Raw genomic sequence first — 19330 nt, forward strand, 5'->3', positions numbered from 1 at the left:
AAATTCAGGCTATCTGGGTTGCCAGACAAACGGCTTAAAAGCAGCGATCAACGGCAAATCTACGCGTACTAACTATTGAGTTGCACCCACAATTTTTCCAATCGCTTAATACTGACTGGCTGCGGTGTGCGTAATTCTTGGGCGAAAAAACTCACCCTAATTTCTTCAAGCAACCAGCGAAACTCTTGCATACGCGCATCCAATGCGCCTTTGCGCTCGGCCACTAAACGCCAATAGCGTTGCTCTTGCGGCTTTAGTTCTGCCATCCTGGCAGTATCTCTTGCTGGGTCTGCGCGCCATTTTTCAAGCCGTGCAGTAATCGCTTTAAGGTAACGCGGAAAGTGCTGCAATTGCAAATAAGGGCTGGTTGTTAAAAAGCGCTTAGGCATTAGGCGTTGCAATTGGGCGGCTGCGTCGGCTGCGGCATCGACTGCGTTTTTACTGTCTTTGATTTTTCGCTGTGCGGCAGAAAATTCAGTCAATATGCCAGCGGCCATGCGTGAGACTTCGCTGGCGATCAAAGTCAGACGCCCTCGCCCTTCATCCACGCGCTTTTTAAACTCTAGCTCAGTAGTCGGCAAGGGCTCTAGCAAAAAGGCCCGGTCTAGCGCGACTTCTAGAATTTGCACGCGCAACTCCTCTATCGTGCCGCCGCCTGAATTATCTGCATGGCGACCAACCAGCATGTAAGCCGCTGCCATTTTTTGTAAATCCGGCAGATTTTTTTCAAGATATTTAAGCGCGTCTTTAATTTGCAAAGAAAATAATCGTCGCAGACCGGCGCGGTGCCGCTGCATGGCGATATCGGGTTCGTCAAACACTTCAATCGTAACGGCGTCTTGCAGATCAATAAGAGCCGGAAAGCCAATCAAGGTTTGCTTGCCTTTGCGGATTTCCATGAGTTCTGGCAACTCACCAAAAGTCCAATTGGTGTAGCGCTCTGCGACTTTTGCGACTACTGGCTCAGGCTGCGCTCTAGCGGAACTTTTGGGAACGCCTTGCGCTGCTATCGCTGTCGAGTTTACGGCCGAAGTTGCAGGCATTTTTTGCACGGCAAGGTTTAAGTTTTTAAGCCCGGCCAAAGCCTGAAATGCACCCCGCGCTTGGCTACCCAACTCGCCCTTTAGTCCTGCGAGAGAGCGACCCGAGCCCAGTTGCCGACCATGCTCATCGACGACCCTAAAGTTCATGAACAAATGTGGCGCCAGCATTTCGAGTTTTAAGTCGCCGCGTTTGATCTCTACCGCAGTCGCTTCCCGCACTAACTTCAGTACCGCATCGGTCAAAGAACCGCTGCCAAACAGCTCCGGTGTATTGAGCTGGGCAGCCATGCGCGTGGCCGTGTCCGGCAAGGGCACTAAGCGCGAGCGCGGCCGTTGATGCAAGGTTTTGATCAAGGCTTGGATTTTGTCTTTGAGCATGCCTGGCACAAGCCATTCACAGCGGTCTTCGTTGACTTGATTCAGTGCAAACAGCGGCACTTCTACCGTCACACCATCTTTTGCGTCGCCCGGCTCATGCAGATAAGTGGCGCTGCAATCAACGCCGCCCAAGCGCATGGTTTTGGGAAAAGAATCGGTGGTTATGCCAGCCGCTTCATGGCGCATCAGCTCTTCTTGGGTCAGCAGCAAGAGCTTAGGCTGCTTTTTCACCTCATCTTTAAACCAGCTCTCACAGCCCGCGCCGGTGCAAATGTCATGCGGCAATTGTTGGTCGTAGAACGCATAAATCAGCTCTTCGTCAACCAGCACGTCTTGGCGTCTAGCCTTGTGCTCTATGTCTTGGACTTTTTCGACTAGACGCTGGTTGGCGGTTAAAAATGCCAGTTTGGTTTCCCAGTTGCCAGCGACCAAGGCTTCGCGTATGAAAATCTCGCGTGCTGTAACCGGATCAACCCGGCCAAAATTAACCCGTCTGCCGTTATAGACCACCAAACCGTATAGCGTGGCGCGCTCAAGTGCGGTGACTTGCGCCGCTTTTTTCTCCCAGTGCGGGTCTAGTAGTTGCTTGCGCAGCAAATGACCGCCGACTTGTTCCATCCAAGCGGGGTCAATATTGGCTAAACCCCGACCGAACACGCGAGTAGTTTCAACCAATTCAGCAGCGACCAACCAGCGACCGGGTTTTTTGCTTAATTTGGCGCCCGGGTGCCGATAAAACTTAATCCCGCGCGCGCCCAAATACCAATCGTCTTCATCGCTTTTGCAACCGATATTGCCGAGCAAACCGCAGAGCATTGACAGGTGTAATTGCTCATAGCTGGCCGGTCTGTCGTTGATAACCCAGCCCTGCTCTGCCACCACGCTGAGCAGTTGGGAATGGATGTCGCGCCACTCGCGCAAGCGCCTGACGTTGATGAAGTTCTCGCGCAATAAGTTTTCATGCTGGCGGTTGCTGAGCTTGTGCTCTGCATCATGGCCACCTCGGGAATCACCCAGCCACTTCCACAGCTTTAAGTAGCCAGAGAATTCACTTTTTTCATCTTCAAACTTGGCATGCGCTTGATCGGCTTGGGACTGTTTATCCATTGGGCGGTCGCGCACATCTTGCACGCTCAGCGCGCTGGCAATCACCAAGACTTCATCTAGCGCTTGTCGGTCTTTGGCTTCCAAAATCATGCGGCCCACTCTAGGGTCTAGCGGCAATTTGGCCAAGGTCCAACCGGTTGGGGTCAGCACGTTGTCGTCGTTGACAGCACCTAATTCATTGAGCAATTGATAGCCATCAGTAATCGCTCGGCGCTGCGGCATGTCTATGAATTGAAAGTCTTCAATCGCCCCTAAGTGGAGTGACTTCATGCGCAAAATCACGCCCGCTAAAGAGCTACGCAAAATCTCAGGATCAGAAAAACGCGGCCGGCCTAAATAGTCTTGCTCGTCAAACAGGCGTATACAAATACCGTCAGCAACACGGCCGCAGCGGCCCGCGCGCTGGTTCGCAGCCGCTTGCGAGACTGGCTCGACCATGAGTTGCTCGACCTTGCTTCTAAAGCTGTAGCGCTTGACGCGGGCAGTCCCCGCATCGACCACATAGCGTATGCCGGGTACGGTGAGCGAGGTCTCGGCTACGTTGGTGGCCAGCACAATGCGTCTGCCGGTGTGGCCGTCAAAAATCCGGTCTTGCTCGGCCGGGCTTAAACGCGCGAACAAGGGTAAGACTTCGGCGTTGCGGTTCAGCGGTTGATGCGACAAATGCTTGCGCAAATGGTCTGCAGCTTCGCGAATTTCGCGCTCGCCGGGCAAAAACACCAAGATATCACCGGCGCTGTGCGGGCTAAGCCACAACTCATCGACCGCATCGGCAATCGCATTGTTAAGGTCATAGTCACGCGACTCCTCAAACGGCCGATAACGCTGCTCGACCGGAAACATGCGGCCAGACACCATGATGGTGGGCGCAGGCCCTTTGCTAGAGGCAAAGTAGTCGGCAAAGCGCTGCGCATCAATGGTGGCCGATGTAATCACGACTTTAAGATCCGGCCGACGCGGCAACAACTGGCGCAGGTAGCCGAGTAAAAAATCGATGTTTAGGCTGCGCTCATGGGCCTCGTCGATGATGATGGTGTCATACGCTTGCAGCAAAGGGTCAGTCTGTGTCTCGGCCAGCAAGATACCGTCTGTCATCAGCTTGACTGAGGCGTCGCGGCTTAACCTGTCTGCAAATCGCACTTTGTAGCCCACCACATCGCCGAGTGGGGTTTTAAGTTCTTCTGCGATTCGTTTGGCAACGCTAGACGCGGCAATCCGTCGTGGCTGGGTGTGGCCAATCATGCGGGCACGCTGACCGGCCGGGTAATTGAGTTTGCCACGCCCCATGGATAAGGCTATTTTGGGCAGTTGGGTGGTCTTACCCGAGCCCGTTTCGCCGCACACGATGATGACTTGATGGGCCGCCATGGCGGCCATGATTTCTTCGCGTTTGCCAGAGACGGGGAGTGATTCGGGGAACTCAATAATCATTGCGGCGGGGCTGACTCAATACGGGGATAAAAAAAGATGGTTGAGCTCACGCTCACCGTAACGCTTGATTATCGGCTCTGGGCGCATGCAAGCCCGGCAGCGGTAAGCAATGTCAGTAAGAAAAAGCCTTGAATCGAGTTGCCAGCCAGTCGCTAAACGCTAAGCTTTATTAAATGCTGCTGGGACTAAAGGCCTCTGACAACTCAACGATTTGTGCACTACCGTGGTCAAACCAAGCAATCCGGCTGGCGTAACTCGCCGCTGTGTGCGAATTGCCGGGCCATTCCAATAGCGCTAGCGCCGCGTACCGCAGGATTAGAAATTAACAGCAAACCCGTGCCAATATCCGCAACCCAGGGTTTGCCGCTGGACTCAATCTGACTAGCATGACTATTGGTTTTAAGTTCAATGACTAGGCGTAATTGATGAATCAAAAATTGCGCCAAACCTATGAGTTGGCCGCTATTACGGCAGTTGGGCATGATGAGCGCAAAACTATCGGCGGATAGCCGACCCATCTCAATCGAGTCAGGCACTTAACGCTTTAAACGCCCTGCACAAACAAATAGCGCATGATTGACCGCCGCTTTTCCGTAAAGTTTTTCAAGTGAAAGCAAGTTCCCTATGCTCAAAACAATAATGCCCATGGGTGCGGGGTTGAGCTCAAACTGTTTGAAAATCTCATCAACCAGCCAGCGGGTTTGTTTCGGGGAACGCATGCGAATCACAGGATTCGTAACATGAGCCGTAGCTCATGATGCGGCGCAGCTCAATCAGAGCGAAGTAGCGAGCCATCATTTCGGCTGCAATGCAAAGTAGGCTAAGCGTGGCCACTAGCGCACTGAGCGCATGCATAGCAGCAGGTACCAACGCGGCAAATTTTGTCTCCGTGATGAAACGCAGCCTTGACTTACACTTATTGCTGGTAATTCGTTTGATCTGCGGCATAAGGTCCTCACCTGTGCTATCGCCCGTTCAATCTTTACAGCCTCTGGCGTTCAAGGCCATATGTCTTTTTTCTAATCTGCCCGCACCCGAAAGCGCCCGCATGTCAGCCGTCTTTAATTTCACCTTTGTGCCCTGGTTCCGTTCAGTTGCACCGTATATACATTTGCACCGCGGCAAAACTGTAGTCATAGGTATGGCTGGCGAGGCGGTTGCAGCCGGCAAACTTCAGCACATTGCACAAGACTTGGCCTTAATTCAAAGCATGGGCGTGAAAATTGTTCTGGTGCATGGCTTTAGGCCCCAGGCCAATGAGCAGTTGCTAGCCAAAGGTCATCACGCAAGATACTCGCACGGCATACGTATTACTGATGAAGTGGCACTCGACTGCGCCCAAGAAGCGGCTGGCCAACTCCGCTACGAAATTGAAGCCGCGTTTAGCCAAGGTCTTCCCAACACACCCATGTCAGGCGCCACAGTGCGCGTGATATCGGGCAACTTCATCACCGCAAGGCCTATAGGCATACTTGATGGCGTTGACTTTATGCACTCGGGCATGGTGCGCAAAGTCGACGTGGCTGGCATCATGCAGACGCTGGACATGGGAGCCATGGTGTTAATTTCACCGTTTGGCTTTTCACCGACAGGCGAGGCTTTCAACCTAGGCATGGAGGAAGTGGCAACCTCGGTCGCATTGGCGATACAGGCCGACAAACTGATGTTTCTCACAGAAGTTGCCGGCATACGCAATGATCCCATGCAGCCAGAAAGTGATGACAATCCGATTGACACCGAGTTGCCGCTAGCCGCTGCAGAAAAACTGCTTTCAACTTTGGCACCAGCGAGCATCCCGACCGACACCGCTTTTTACCTGCAGCACTGTGTCAAAGCCTGCAAGGGCGGCGTAGAGCGGAGCCACATATTGCCGTTTGCCGTCGATGGCTCAGTGCTGTTAGAAATTTATATGCACGACGGCATAGGCACCATGGTGATTGACGAAAAGCTCGAAAGCCTGCGCGAAGCCACCTCCGACGATGTGGGCGGAATTTTGCAGCTGATCGAGCCGTTTGAGAAAGACGGCACCTTAGTCAAACGCAGCCCAACCGAAATCGAGCGTGACGCCGACCACTACACCGTGGTTGAACACGATGGTGTGATTTTTGCCTGCGCCGCGCTCTACCCCTACCCGGAAGCGAAAACAGCAGAGATGGCCGCACTCACCGTCTCGCCGCAAAGCCAAGGCCAAGGCGATGGCGAGAAAATCTTAAAACGCATAGAACAGCGCGCCCGCGCCAGCGGCCTGCAAAGCATATTTGTGCTGACAACCCGCACCCGGCATTGGTTTATCAAACGCGGCTTTGTGCAAGTTGACCCGGACTGGTTGCCTGAAGCACGTAAACGCAAATACAACTGGGATCGAAAGAGCCAGGTATTGGTTAAGAAGCTGAACTAAGCCATGACTAAACGCTTATGAATCTTAGGTTTGTCGAAGCCTTTTACTGGGTGGCCGCTCTTAAAAGCATATCCCGCGCCGCTGAAAAACTGTTTTTAACCCAGTCAGCCATGTCTAGCCGGATTGCCAAGTTAGAAGAAGAACTTGGCGTGCTGCTGCTAGACCGCAACGACAAACAATTCAAGCTCACCACAGCCGGTACGCGGTTTTTAGTCCACGCCAACAAGTTGCTAGAGCTGCAACGTGATGCCAAGGCCGAAATGGGCTCGGGTGAATCTGCCGCTATATCTTTGCGCATAGGCGCGATTGAATCGGTGCTGCATTCTTGGCTGATACCGTGGTTAGAGCAGCTAAGACTAGACCATCCCAGTCTAGAGCTGGATTTGACCGTTGAGACCACACCGATTCTCAATGAGCAAATTCAGCGCGGCACGCTGGACTTGGCATTTGCTGTACTGCCTTCTTCTGCGGATGGTGTACGGAATAAGGAGCTAACGCCGATGGAAATGGCTTTCGTCGGCCATCCCGAGCGTCATCCGAAAGTAAAATATCTGCTCGATGACTTGGCCAGCATGGATCTTTTGACCTTTCAAAAAGGCTCACAACCCAACCTCACTTTGTTAGATCTGTTTCGCCAGCACCGCTTGCAAGCCAAAAAAGTGCATGCGATTTCATCCATCTCAGCCATGGTTCAACTGGTTCAAGGCGGCTTTGGTGTGGCCTTGTTGCCAGTCGCGGCGGTCGAGCGCTTAACCGGCTTTACCAGCCTGAGAATACTGCCCTGTGAGGTCACCGTGCAGTCACTTCCCATCCATGCCAGTTACCGTACAAACCCAAGCAGTAACTTACTAGAGACGGTTGTGCAATCGGCGCTTATGTTCGCTGAAGGTGCACGCAATGCACCAAAAAAATTAATGAAGGGTAAACCCTAGTCATCGAAAAAATCGATGCTGAAACCAGTATATTTTGAGTTTGCTCAAGCAGCGAACGGCCAACACAATCCGTGCACTGTCAAACAAATGACTCACTCAATCCAAGGAAACCCGTGCTGGCTACATCGATGACTGCTTCTACTGTTTTTGGCGCTCAGGGCATAGCTGATGTCAACCATGTTCGCCAGCTCATTCGCCAAGGCGTTTGGCAATCACACACCAGTGGTCTAGCGGGCGATCATGTACAAGGCAATCTGGTGATTCTTCCTGAGGCAGAGGCGAATGACTTTCTGCGCTTTTGCCAACGCAATCCCAAACCATGCCCAGTGCTTGCAGTGTCTGAGCCGGGTCAGCCGCAATTGCCCACGCTGGGTCAAGATATTGACATTCGCACAGACCTGCCCAAGTACCACGTCTGGCGCAATGGCGAGATGGTTGGCGCGATCAGCGACATCACCGACTTATGGCGTGACGATTTGGTGAGCTTTGTACTGGGTTGCTCGTTTTCGTTTGAGTTTGCCTTGCTAGAAGCTGGCCTGCGGCTTAGGCATATCGACGAAGGTAAAAACGTAGCCATGTACCGCACGAATATTCCAACCCAGGCCGCCGGCCTTTTCCACGGCCCCATGGTTGTATCTATGCGCCCGATGTTGGCCAAAGATGCGATTCGCGCAATTCAGGTCACATCGCGCTTTCCAAATGTGCACGGCGCACCGGTGCATTTGGGTGACCCATCCCTGATCGGCATTGCCGACCTACAACAACCCGATTACGGCGATGCAGTGAGCATAAAAGCGGGTGAGATCCCGGTTTTTTGGGCTTGTGGCGTCACACCGCAAGCGGCGATTGTTCAAGCACGACCCGCGTTCTGCATTACCCACGCCCCAGGCGCAATGCTGATCACAGACCTTTTAAATCAACAACTCGCCTCGTTTTGAGCGAGTAAAACCCCGGGGCTCCCATGAAATTACTGTCCATGACTCTCGCCTGTGCGGCCACTTTGGCCACACCTTTTGCGCACGCTCAAGCCAATTGGGATTTGCCCACGGGTTACGCCAGCAATACGTTTCAGACCGAAAACGTGCAGCAGTTTGCTGACGACGTGGCCAAAGCCACTGGCGGCAAGCTGAAAATTACCGTGCATTCGGGTGCGTCCCTATACAAAATGCCGGAGATCAAACGCGCAGTGCAAACCGGCCAAACTCAAGCCGGTGAATTTATTTTGTCAGGCCTGTCAAATGAGAATCCTTTGTTTGGCATTGACTCCATTCCCTTTCTAGCGACTAGTTACGACCAAGCGCAAAAGCTTTACACCGCCGCAAAACCTGCTACCGAAAAGCTACTGGCTGACCAAGGCATGAAGCTTTTGTTCTCAGTGCCATGGCCTGGTCAGTCGCTCTACTCAGTCAAGCCAATTACCACTATGGATGACTTTAAAGGCACAAAAATGCGTGCTTACAATCCTGCGACCACCAAAATTGCACAGTTGGCTAAAGCCCAACCCGTGACGATTCAGTTGGCTGAATTAGGTCAAGCCTTAGCCACTGGCGCAGCGGAGAACTTCTTGACCTCTAGCGCTAGCGGCATGGACAGCAAGCTGTATGAGCAAACCAAATACTTTTATATCGTCAACGCTTGGTTGCCGCGCAACGCCACAGTGGTGAACAAAAAAGTTTTTGAAGCGCTGGATAAAACCACTCAAGACGCCGTGTTGGCTGCAGCCAAGGCCGCCGAAGCTCGCGGTTGGGCCGCTAGCCGCAGCAAAGACGCGGCTTATGTCAAAGATCTGACAAAAAATGGCATGACTGTTGCTCAACCTACTGAGGCGGTACGTGCTGGTCTAAGCAAAATCGGTGACACCATGATTCAAGACTGGTTGAAGTCAGCCGGTAGCGAAGGCAAAACCATTATTGACGCCTACAAAAAGATGTAAGTCTTGCGGTGCTGCGTGTGAGTCAGATCACTTTCAGCACCGTTATTTCAACTTCTTTATTTCACCAGCATGCGTAAGCTGGCCCATGATTTTTTGTCTCCACCCAAAACCTAGTGTTTCATGAACAAACTCGTCAACAATATTTACAAAATGCTGATGCTCGGTGCCTGCCTGTCCATGGTCTCGGCTTTTGGCATTATCTTGCTGGGTATTGCCGCGCGTGAGTTCGTCTGGGATATTCCCGGCCTGGATGCCTATGCAGGCTACGCAATCGCCGGTACTTTATTTTTAGCCCTGCCCAGCACGCTGCGCCAAGGCGACCATATTCGAGTCAGCATGGTGTTGCAAAAATTGTCACCACGCGCTCAATCCATTCTTGAATACTGGTGCCTAGGCGCAGGTACTGTTTTAAGTAGCTATTTCGCTTGGTACGCGATTCGCATGGCGTGGATTTCCTATACCTTTCACGACGTTTCCCCAGCTGCTGACGCTAGCCCGCTGTGGATACCGCAAATTTTGATGGTGTTGGGCAGTCTTGGCTTTGTGGTGGCGTTTGCTGACGCCTTCATCAGCCATGTTCTGGGCCGCCCTTTCTTTCAAGTGCAAGACGGCGAAGCCGCTCGCACAGAATAAATCACCGCCACTTACTGAAAGACCGATATGGATATTTGGATTGCTGGCGCGCTGATCGTCACGCTGTTTGTTGTTTTAGGTTCAGGCCTGTGGATTGGCTTGTCCTTGTTAGGCGTCGCCATCATCGCCATGGAGTTGTTTACTCAGCGCCCTGTAGGCGATGCGATGTCACTGACGATTTGGGGAACGACATCGAGTTGGACATTGACGGCATTACCATTGTTTCTCTGGATGGGAGAAATTCTTTTTCGCAGCAAACTCTCGGATGGTTTGTTCAAGGGCTTGGCGCCTTGGCTGAACCACTTGCCGGGTCGAGTGCTACACGTCAATGTAGTCGGTAGTGCGATTTTTGCGGTCGTTTCAGGCTCGTCCGCCGCCACCTGCGCGACGATTGGAAAAATCGCTCTGCCAGAGCTTAAAAAACGCGGCTACCCCGACAACATGGCCATCGGTACGCTGGCTGGCGCCAGCACACTCGGACTGTTAATTCCACCCTCCATCATCATGATTGTGTATGGGGTTGCGGCCAACGTTTCTATTGCCAAGTTATTCGTTGCCGGAGTCATTCCAGGCATTGTTCTGGCCTGTCTTTTTAGCGGCTACATAGTGATTTGGTCTTTGCTCAACAAAGACAAAATACCGGCGCCAGATGCACCCACTAGTTTTGCTCAAAAGCTCTATGCTTCGCGTCACCTGATTCCAGTGGTCTCGCTGATTGCCTTGGTTTTAGGTTCCATTTATTCCGGTATTGCTACCGCTACAGAGGCCGCAGCGTTGGGTGTGGGCGGCTCATTACTGCTGTCTTTGATTGAACGCACGTTAACTTGGGCGTCGTTTAAATCTGGCCTTCAAGCGGCATGCCGGGTTTATTGCATGATTGGTTTGATTCTGGCCGGCGCTGCATTCTTAACGCTGGCCATGGGCTTTATTGGCTTGCCGCGCCATCTGGCTGAGTATGTCGGCTCACTTGCGTTGTCGCCTTTCATGCTGATGGTTTTGTTGGTGGGATTTTTCATCGTATTGGGCTGCTTTTTAGACGGTATCTCTATGGTGGTGCTAACCATGTCGGTCTTGTTGCCGACGGTTGAAGCCGCTGGCTTTGACCTGATTTGGTTTGGTATCTTCATCGTCATAGTGGTTGAGATGGCGCAAATCACGCCGCCGGTAGGCTTTAACTTATTTGTTTTGCAAGGCTTGACCAAACGCCAGTTGAGTTACCTTGGATGGGTAGCTTTTCCATTTTTCATGGTCATGGTTTTGATGGTGTTGCTGACTTACTTTGTGCCCGATGTCGTGCTGTGGTTGCCTAGAAACATGCGCTAACGCGCTTAAACAAAAAACCAACGCCTCGCTGCGAATTAACCAATTGCCAAACAAAGACGGCTGCCTCACACGTAGCCAAGGCTTATTCACGCCTCTTGTTAAGCCATCGCTTCGCATAGCTTTTCTTTCCTACAACAGACGCTTACGTCTTTTCATGAATTGACTCACACCATGCCAAACACCCCCCACACCCTAGACAGCAAACTCTGGCAATTCTGGATTGACCGCGGCGGCACTTTCACCGACGTGGTCGGTAAACGGCCAGATGGCTCGCTGGTCACGCATAAGCTACTCAGCGAAAACCCAGAACAATACAAAGACGCAGCCGTCGCAGGTATTCGCCATTTGCTAGGTCTTAAAAAAGGCGAGCCCGTCACACCCGATCTAGTCGCCTGCGTCAAGATGGGCACGACGGTCGCCACCAACGCTTTACTAGAGCGTAAAGGAGAGCCAACCCTGCTGGTGACCACCAAAGGTTTTAGAGATGCTTTGCGAATTGCCTACCAAAATCGCCCACGTATTTTTGACCGCAATATTCAACTGCCAGAGCTGCTTTATTCAGCCGTCATAGAAGCACAAGAACGCGTTGGCGCGCATGGCGATGTGATTGAGCCGCTAGACGAGGCGCTGTTAAAAAAAGCCCTACAGGACCAGTACCAACAAGGACTTAGAAGCCTAGCGATTGTCTTCATGCACGGCTACCGTTACACCGACCACGAGTTGGCGGCCAAGCGTTTGGCGCAAGAAATCGGTTTCACGCAAATCAGTACCTCGCACGAAACCAGCCCGATGATGAAGTTTGTTAGCCGCGGCGACACCACGGTGGTGGACGCCTACTTGTCACCGATATTGCGCCGCTACGTCGCGCAAGTTGCTAGTGAAATGCCAGGCGTTAAGTTGTTTTTTATGCAGTCTTCTGGCGGCTTGAGCGACGCCCGTGTGTTCCAAGGCAAAGATGCAATTTTGAGCGGCCCGGCAGGCGGCATTGTCGGCATGGCGCGTACCGCAGCGATTGCTGGCATTGAAAAAATCATTGGCTTTGACATGGGCGGCACTTCTACCGATGTGTCGCACTATGCGGGTGAATTCGAGCGTGAATTTGAAACCCAAGTCGCAGGTGTGCGTATGCGCGCACCGATGATGAGTATTCACACTGTAGCGGCCGGCGGTGGCTCATTGCTAGCGTTTGACGGCGCCCGCTTTAGGGTCGGCCCACAAAGCGCTGGCGCCAATCCTGGCCCAGCCAGTTACCGCCGCGGCGGCTCCTTGGCCGTCACCGATGCCAACGTGATGCTGGGCAAGATTCAACCTCACTTTTTTCCTAAAGTATTTGGCCCGAATGCGGATGAAGCGCTCAGCATAGAAGCGGTCGAGCAGCAGTTTGAAGCACTGGCTCAGCAATCGCAGCGCACGGCCGAAGATGTCGCTGAAGGCTTTATCAACATCGCAGTGCAGCAAATGGCTAACGCGATCAAAAAAATCTCTGTGGCCCGCGGCTACGACGTCACCAACTACACCTTGCAATGCTTTGGAGGTGCCGGCGGTCAACACGCGTGTTTGGTGGCTGATGCGCTGGGCATGAGCCGGGTTTTTGTCCATCCACTGGCCGGTGTACTGAGTGCCTACGGCATGGGGCTGGCGGATCAAACCGTCATTCGTGAACAAGCCGTTGAAGTCACATTAACGCCTGCCGCCTTGGCAGACGTCAGCGCTGCGCTGGACGCCTTAGCCAGCCAAGCAGAAGAAGAACTCATGGGCCAGCAGGTCAACCAAGGCAGTATGACAACGCAGCGGCGCGTTCATGTGCGCTACCAAGGCAGCGACGCCGCATTGGTCGTAGCCTTCCCGACTGAGGCTAGCGATGCGCAAGCCGCAATCGATTTAATTACCAGTCGTTTTGAAGCGGCTTATCGCCAGCGCTTTGCGTTCTTAATGCAAGGCAAGGGTTTGACCGTCGAAGCCGTGTCGGTGGAAGCGGCTATTGCCGGTGATGCACCGCAAGAGCCCAAGCACACACTTCACCCAGTTCGTGATTTGAAGCAAGCTCAACTGATACGCGAGAGTGTGCGCATGTATACCGGAGGAAAATGGTTGCAAGCGGCCTTAGTGGTGCGCGAAGACTTGCGCCCCGGAGACGTCATCCCCGGTCCCGCCATCATTGCCGAGAAAAATGCCACCACTGTGGTGGAGCCGGGCTGGCAAGCCACGCTGACCGAGTTTGATCACCTTAATTTAGTCCGTACCGAAAAACGTGTCGTTCATTTCGCCGTCGGCACAAGCGTAGACCCGGTGTTGTTAGAAGTCTTTAACAACCTCTTCATGAATATCGCCGAGCAGATGGGCTTGCAACTGCAAAATACCGCCTACTCAGTCAACATCAAGGAGCGCCTTGACTTTAGTTGCGCCCTCTTCGACGCTGCCGGCCACTTAATTGCCAATGCGCCGCATATGCCGGTTCACTTGGGTTCAATGGGTGAGAGCATTAAAACCGTGGTGCGTGAAAACGCTGCCAGCATGAAACCCGGCGATGTATATGTCTTAAATGACCCCTACCACGGCGGCACGCATTTGCCCGACATAACAGTGATCACACCGGTCTATCTCAACGGCAAAGCTACTTTTTACGTCGGCTCACGCGGACACCATGCCGATGTAGGTGGCACTACACCCGGTTCTATGCCACCGTTTTCTACCAGGATTGAAGAAGAAGGCGTGCAAATTAATAACTTCAAGCTAGTGGATCAAGGCCATTTACGCGAAGCCGAAATGGTGGCACTACTCAGCAGCGGCGCCTACCCATCGCGCAACACACAGCAAAACATGGCCGACCTCAAAGCCCAAATTGCGGCGAATGAAAAAGGCGTGCAAGAGCTAGGCAAGATGGTGGCGCATTACGGTTTGGAGGTTGTAGAGGCTTATATGAGCCACGTCCAAGCCAACGCAGAAGAATCAGTGCGTCGAGTGATTACGCGTTTAAAAGACGGTGAATTCACCTTAGCTCTAGACAATGGTGCGCAGATTAAAGTGGCGATTCGGGTTAATCGAGATGCGCGCAGCGCAGTAGTTGATTTCACCGGCACATCAGCCCAGCAGCTGAATAATTTCAATGCCCCGACGGCGGTGTGTATGGCCGCTGTGCTGTATGTTTTCCGTAGTTTGGTCGATGACGACATTCCGCTTAACGCCGGTTGTCTGAAACCGCTGGAAGTCATCATCCCTGCCGGCTCTATGCTGAACCCAAATCCACCGGCATCCGTCGTAGCAGGCAATGTGGAGACCTCAAGCTGCATCACGAATGCTCTTTTTGGCGCGCTAGGTGCGATGGCCGCTAGCCAATGCACCATGAATAACTTCACCTTTGGCAATGCTAATTATCAGTATTACGAAACCATTTCTGGCGGCTCAGGCGCAGGCATTAACACCGACGCAGCAGGCCAACAAAGCGGTGGCTTTAATGGCACTAGCGTGGTGCAAACGCATATGACTAACTCACGTTTGACTGATCCTGAAATACTCGAGTTTAGATTTCCCGTGCGTTTGGAAAATTACGAAATCCGGCAAAACTCTGGCGGTGCCGGTCAGTGGCATGGCGGCAATGGCGGTGTGCGGCGAATTCGATTTTTAGAAGCGATGACGGCCAGCATTTTGTCAAACGGAAGAGTCCATGGCGCTTTTGGTTTAGCCGGCGGCGCGCCCGGTCAAGTCGGCTCTAACCGGGTGCTTCGCAGCGATGGCAGTGTTGAGGAGTTGGGCCACATTGGTCAGGCCGAGATGCAGGCCGGCGACATATTTGAAATCACAACCCCGGGTGGTGGTGGCTACGGAGCGTCGACTTCACCTAACCTGACCTGAAGTGATAGCGGCCAAATAAAAAGCCTAGAGATGAAACGCGTCACCTGCCTAGGTGGCCTTATCATGCAAGCTGATCCCGATTGATTGGGCGCACCTTTTGGCGGTGCGTGATCGGCTACGAATTCATCCATTTATTTCAGGGCAAACATGGCATCTATCAACTTCATTGGCGGCGAAAAAGGTGGCGTTGGCAAGTCAGTCACCGCGCGCGTGCTGGCCCAGTACTTCATCGACAAGGGCCTCGCGTTCACCGGCTTTGACACTGACCGCTCACACCATTCTTTCAACCGCTTTTATGCCGACTACGCCTCACCCGTGATGGTCGATAACTACGAAGGTCTAGACCTGATTGTCTCGGCGTTTGAAGACAATCCCCAGCAAAACGTGATCGTCGACTTGGCCGCGCAAACTTCATCGCCTTTGGCTAAATGGATAGGCGACGCCAGCTTGTTAGAGTTGTTTGTTGAAATGGGTATTCGCGTGAACTTCTGGCACGTCATGGACGATGGCCGCGATGCAGTTGATCTGCTGGGTAAACTCATAGACACCTATGGCAAGGGGCCTAACTATATAGTGGTCAAAAATCAAGGCCGCGGCACAGATTTCGTTTTACTAAAAAATTCTTATGCGCTGCAAAAAGCCGAATCAGTAGGCGCACAAGTCATAGAGTTGCCGCGTTTGCACGACGCCAGCATGCGCAAAATTGACCAGCACAACACCAGTTTTTGGAAAGCCGTCAACGACAGGGAAAGTCCGCATTCGCTGGGTATTTTAGAGCGCCAACGGGTTAAGACTTGGCTGAAAAACTGCTACCAAGTTTTTGATCAAATACCGGGTTTGAAATAAAAAAAAGCGCTCTTAAACGCAGAACTACGATTAAGAGCGCTGAGCATCGCGTGAATGATTCTTTAGACTTTGCGCAAAGCCGTTTTAAGTTGCTCGCCAATCTCTGGCTTATCGGCAAACGGACTGGTTGGGTTTCGTGCTTGCAAAATATCTTCCATACGGGTTTGCACTGAGCGTATGGCTTTGGGGTGGCTGTAAATATAAAAGCGGTTTTGTTCCACCGCTTCAAAAACCATAGCCGCCACATCGGCCGCACTAACCTTACCTGAATCTACTGCTTTACCGGTCATAGCTTGCTGGATTTTCTGACTCGCCGTTGGTTTATCGGATGCCATTGAAGAGGGCCGGTTTCTGTGGCTTTTGCTAATGCCAGTGGCCACAAAAAATGGGCATAAAACCGAAGCACCAACTTGGTCGCTGACTAAGGACAAGTCTTGGTACAAGGTTTCACTCAAAGCCACGACCGCGTGCTTGCTGACGTTGTAAATCCCCATATTGGGAGGGCTAAGCAAACCCGCCATGCTGGCGGTATTGACGATGTGGCCTTGCCATGTGGGATCGTTTTTTGCGGCCTCTAGCATCATGGGCGTGAACAGGCGAATGCCATGCACCACACCCATCACGTTAACGCCCAAAACCCATTCCCAATCTTTAACCGAGTTTTCCCAGATCAGTCCACCCGAGCCAACACCGGCATTGTTAAACACCAAATGCGGTGCGCCAAAGCGCTGTTTAACTTCTTCGGCGAGTGCTTGCATTTGCACAGCATCAGACACATCAACTTGGCGCGCAAGGACTTGAACACCGGCCGCCTGCATTTCAGCTGACGCCATCTCTAGCGCATCTTTTTGCACATCAATAAGCACTAAGTTCATGCCGAGTTTGGCGCCTATACGCGCACACTCCAAACCAAAACCGGAACCTGCGCCCGTTAAAACCGCCGTCTTACCTTTGAAATCAGTGATCATTTTTTGTCTCTCCTGTTATTAGTTCTTGGGCGGGCGCAACATTTCGACATGCATTATTCCGTCCTCAAGATAGGGCTCACCGGTTTTAACAAACCCGTGGGCAGCATAAAAATTGTCTAAATGCATTTGCGCACCAATGCGAATGCTTTGCTTACCCCACCTGGCCTCAAGAGCGCAGATAGCCTGACGCATTAACGCATGGCCTTGACCAACGCCAACAGCACTGCCTCTTATGCTGGGATGTGCGACCACCCGGCCAATGCTGGCTTCAAGATATTTAATTCCTGGGCCAAAACAACGCGCACTGGCGACTAGTTGACCTGCGCGCCGGCCCAGTACATGCAGGGCTTGGGCGTCACTGCCGTCTAAGTCAAGAAAAACGCAGTTTTGTTCGACGACAAACACCTCAGAGCGCAATTGCAGCAAGGCATACAGTTCGGCTACCGTCAGCGCATCAAAGGCTTTACACGTCCAGTCAAGTGCTAATGCAATCGGATTAGCAATTGCACTCAATCGACGACCTTGAGTTGAAAACCGATGCGCGGAAAATGCACATTGACAAGGCCGGCGCGCTCGTCGGTGCGGGCAATCGTGAAATGCATGCGGGTAGCTGCGAGCAATACACCTTCAGTCGGCTCAAGGCCAAAACTCTCGCTGCAAATACTTACCTTGCTGCCCAATGCAATGCCGTGATCATCTTGAAAAATCTCATCTTTAAGCGGTGCTGGTGAATAAGCGGCGGCCACTTCAATGGCTTGGCTGGCGCTAAATTTCTCCATCTTTCCGTGCCCTAGCTCGTGCATGCGGTCCATCCACTCCAGCACTGCTGGCGTGGCTTGCAAAATATCGGCCACGATAGGTGTGCGGGTGCGGGTAAACCAAAGCGGGTGATAGGTTGAAAAGTCTGCAATCGAAGGCTGCTCGCCGAGTAAAAACGGCCAGTCATCCAGCATGTCAGAAAAACGCCTAAGGTAAGACTTATAGGCTGCTGTCGCATCGGCTGGGCGCAATCTAGCGGCGCCAGAAAACATCGCTTTGCGGTCTGCACCGAACGCTTGTGCGGCTTCGGGTGGCAGCTGATCGAACATCTGCGCCAAGCCTTTTGGCTGGGTGTTGTAGGCCATAGCAGTCCAGAACAGTGTCGAGTCAGCCCACTGCGCCAAGGTTCTAGCCATTCCCTTGCTGGGCTCGGGATAGAGACTAGCTTCGGGTTGAATATGCTCAAGCACATCACAGATTAAGGCGGAGTCACAGTAAATGTCCGCGCCTATTTGCAGCACCGGCGTTTTACGATAGCCGCCCGTCAGGCTGAGTAAATCAGGCTTGGGGCTGATGCTAGGGATCAGCACAGACTTCCACGCAAGTTGTTTATAGCCCAACACCAAGCGCACTTTTTCAGAAAAAGGCGAATTAGGATAGTGGTGAAAAATCAAGTCTTGCATATCAGTCCTTTTTAAACAAAGTGAAAATTACCCGAGTTTGACCAGTTGTTTGCCAAAGTTTTTACCTTTGAGCAGGCCTAAGAATGCCTCTGGCGCTGACGCCAAACCCATAGCGACAGTCTCGCGCGGTTTGAGTTTTCCGGTCGCGACCAGCTGGCCTAATTCAGCCAAAGCTTCTGGCCAAATATCCATATGCTCACTGACAATAAAGCCTTGAATTTTCAAGCGGCTCAGCAACATCAATGAAGGGTTGCTCATGGGCACTGGCTTGCCGTCGTAGCCAGCAATCATGCCGCACAGCGCAATACTGGCAAACGCATTCAAGCAAGGCATGACAGCGTTAAGCACCATGCTGCCTACGTTTTCGTAGTAACCGTCAACGCCATCTGGGCAAGCCAGTTTGATGGCGGCGCTGAGCGATGCAGCATCCTGATAAAGCTTGTAATCGACGCAGGCATCAAAGCCCAATTCATTAACCGCATAAGCGCATTTTTCGGGGCCGCCTGCAATACCAACTGTGCGGCAACCGCGGGCTTTGGAAAGCGCTGCAAACGCACTACCAACAGCACCAGTCGCAGCGCTCACCAGCAAGGTTTGTCCAGCTTTGGGATCAATGATTTTGACCAGTCCATACCATGCGGTGACGCCCGGCATACCGACAGCGCCTAAGTAATGCGACAAAGCCACGTGGGTGGTGTCGACCTTGCGCAGTGCGCCTACTTGGGTTGCGTCAACTATGCTGTATTCCTGCCAGCCACCCATGCCAACGACTTTATCGCCGGGGTGAAATTTATCTGAGCGACTATCCAAAACTTGGCCAACCGTACCGCCACCCATGACTTGGCCTAGGGCCTGCGGCACGGCGTAACTTTTGCTGTCATTCATACGGCCGCGCATGTACGGGTCAAGACTTAAAAAGTCATGCCGTACCAACACCTGATTGGCTTTGAGTTCTGGCAATTCGTTTTTAACCAGCTTGAAGTTGCTAGTAGATGCCTCGCCGGTTGGGCGGTTATCCAGAAGAATTTGGTGATTGATTGGCAT

15 protein-coding genes are annotated in these 19330 nt (G+C 52.5%); 8 read left to right on the plus strand and 7 right to left on the minus strand.

The features are described from left to right. Positions 1 to 68: 68 nt before the first annotated feature. From hrpA to HC248_RS08685, 3 genes are all read right to left on the minus strand, one after another. Positions 69 to 3959, minus strand: coding sequence for an ATP-dependent RNA helicase HrpA (gene hrpA, locus HC248_RS08675; protein WP_168922146.1), 3891 nt, complete (start codon positions 3957 to 3959; stop codon positions 69 to 71). Between the two features lie 227 nt (positions 3960 to 4186). After that, entirely contained in the window at positions 4187 to 4495 is a 309-nt protein-coding gene (locus HC248_RS08680) for a hypothetical protein (RefSeq protein WP_168922147.1), read from the minus strand. Between the two features lie 148 nt (positions 4496 to 4643). Next, the gene (locus HC248_RS08685) at positions 4644 to 4907 is read right to left on the minus strand and encodes a hypothetical protein (RefSeq protein WP_168922148.1); all 264 of its coding nucleotides are present in this window, start codon (positions 4905 to 4907) and stop codon (positions 4644 to 4646) included. A gap of 100 nt (positions 4908 to 5007) precedes the next feature. Here HC248_RS08685 and argA point away from each other — a divergent pair, with 100 nt between their 5' ends. The 8 genes from argA to HC248_RS08725 all read left to right on the plus strand — a co-directional run bounded on the left by argA (position 5008) and on the right by HC248_RS08725 (position 15876). Further along, on the plus strand, positions 5008 to 6357 hold the full coding sequence (argA, locus tag HC248_RS08690) for an amino-acid N-acetyltransferase (protein ID WP_168922149.1): 1350 nt from the start codon (positions 5008 to 5010) through the stop codon (positions 6355 to 6357). A 17-nt stretch (positions 6358 to 6374) separates the two neighbouring features. Beyond that, positions 6375 to 7289 carry a LysR family transcriptional regulator gene (locus HC248_RS08695; protein ID WP_168922150.1) on the plus strand — a complete coding sequence of 305 codons (915 nt, stop codon included), beginning with the start codon at positions 6375 to 6377 and terminating at the stop codon, positions 7287 to 7289. Between the two features lie 128 nt (positions 7290 to 7417). Beyond that, positions 7418 to 8227: a putative hydro-lyase gene (locus tag HC248_RS08700; RefSeq protein WP_168922151.1), complete on the plus strand. Its 810-nt coding sequence runs from the start codon at positions 7418 to 7420 to the stop codon at positions 8225 to 8227. A 23-nt stretch (positions 8228 to 8250) separates the two neighbouring features. Continuing rightward, on the plus strand, positions 8251 to 9222 hold the full coding sequence (locus tag HC248_RS08705; RefSeq protein ID WP_168922152.1) for a TRAP transporter substrate-binding protein: 972 nt from the start codon (positions 8251 to 8253) through the stop codon (positions 9220 to 9222). Positions 9223 to 9342: 120 nt separating this feature from the next. Then, the gene (locus HC248_RS08710) at positions 9343 to 9855 is read left to right on the plus strand and encodes a TRAP transporter small permease (RefSeq protein ID WP_168922153.1); all 513 of its coding nucleotides are present in this window, start codon (positions 9343 to 9345) and stop codon (positions 9853 to 9855) included. Positions 9856 to 9882: 27 nt separating this feature from the next. Then, a complete protein-coding gene (locus HC248_RS08715; protein WP_168922154.1) occupies positions 9883 to 11178 on the plus strand; it encodes a TRAP transporter large permease in 1296 nt (431 codons plus the stop codon). A gap of 171 nt (positions 11179 to 11349) precedes the next feature. Continuing rightward, positions 11350 to 15030, plus strand: coding sequence for a hydantoinase B/oxoprolinase family protein (locus HC248_RS08720; RefSeq protein ID WP_168922155.1), 3681 nt, complete (start codon positions 11350 to 11352; stop codon positions 15028 to 15030). A 147-nt stretch (positions 15031 to 15177) separates the two neighbouring features. After that, the gene (locus HC248_RS08725) at positions 15178 to 15876 is read left to right on the plus strand and encodes a P-loop NTPase family protein (protein WP_168922156.1); all 699 of its coding nucleotides are present in this window, start codon (positions 15178 to 15180) and stop codon (positions 15874 to 15876) included. Positions 15877 to 15938: 62 nt separating this feature from the next. Here the strand turns inward: HC248_RS08725 and HC248_RS08730 are convergent, their stop codons facing one another. The 4 genes from HC248_RS08730 to HC248_RS08745 are packed head-to-tail and all read right to left on the minus strand — an operon-like array spanning position 15939 to position 19330. Continuing rightward, positions 15939 to 16844, minus strand: coding sequence for an SDR family oxidoreductase (locus HC248_RS08730; RefSeq protein ID WP_168922157.1), 906 nt, complete (start codon positions 16842 to 16844; stop codon positions 15939 to 15941). A gap of 18 nt (positions 16845 to 16862) precedes the next feature. Continuing rightward, entirely contained in the window at positions 16863 to 17357 is a 495-nt protein-coding gene (locus tag HC248_RS08735; protein ID WP_337778972.1) for a GNAT family N-acetyltransferase, read from the minus strand. Further along, the gene (locus HC248_RS08740; RefSeq protein WP_168922158.1) at positions 17354 to 18286 is read right to left on the minus strand and encodes a glutathione S-transferase family protein; all 933 of its coding nucleotides are present in this window, start codon (positions 18284 to 18286) and stop codon (positions 17354 to 17356) included. The genes HC248_RS08735 and HC248_RS08740 overlap by 4 nt, the downstream gene beginning before the upstream one ends. 27 nt (positions 18287 to 18313) lie before the next feature. Then, positions 18314 to 19330 carry an NADP-dependent oxidoreductase gene (locus tag HC248_RS08745; RefSeq protein ID WP_168922159.1) on the minus strand — a complete coding sequence of 339 codons (1017 nt, stop codon included), beginning with the start codon at positions 19328 to 19330 and terminating at the stop codon, positions 18314 to 18316.

This window comes from Polaromonas vacuolata (assembly GCF_012584515.1).
GTDB lineage: Bacteria > Pseudomonadota > Gammaproteobacteria > Burkholderiales > Burkholderiaceae_C > Polaromonas > Polaromonas vacuolata.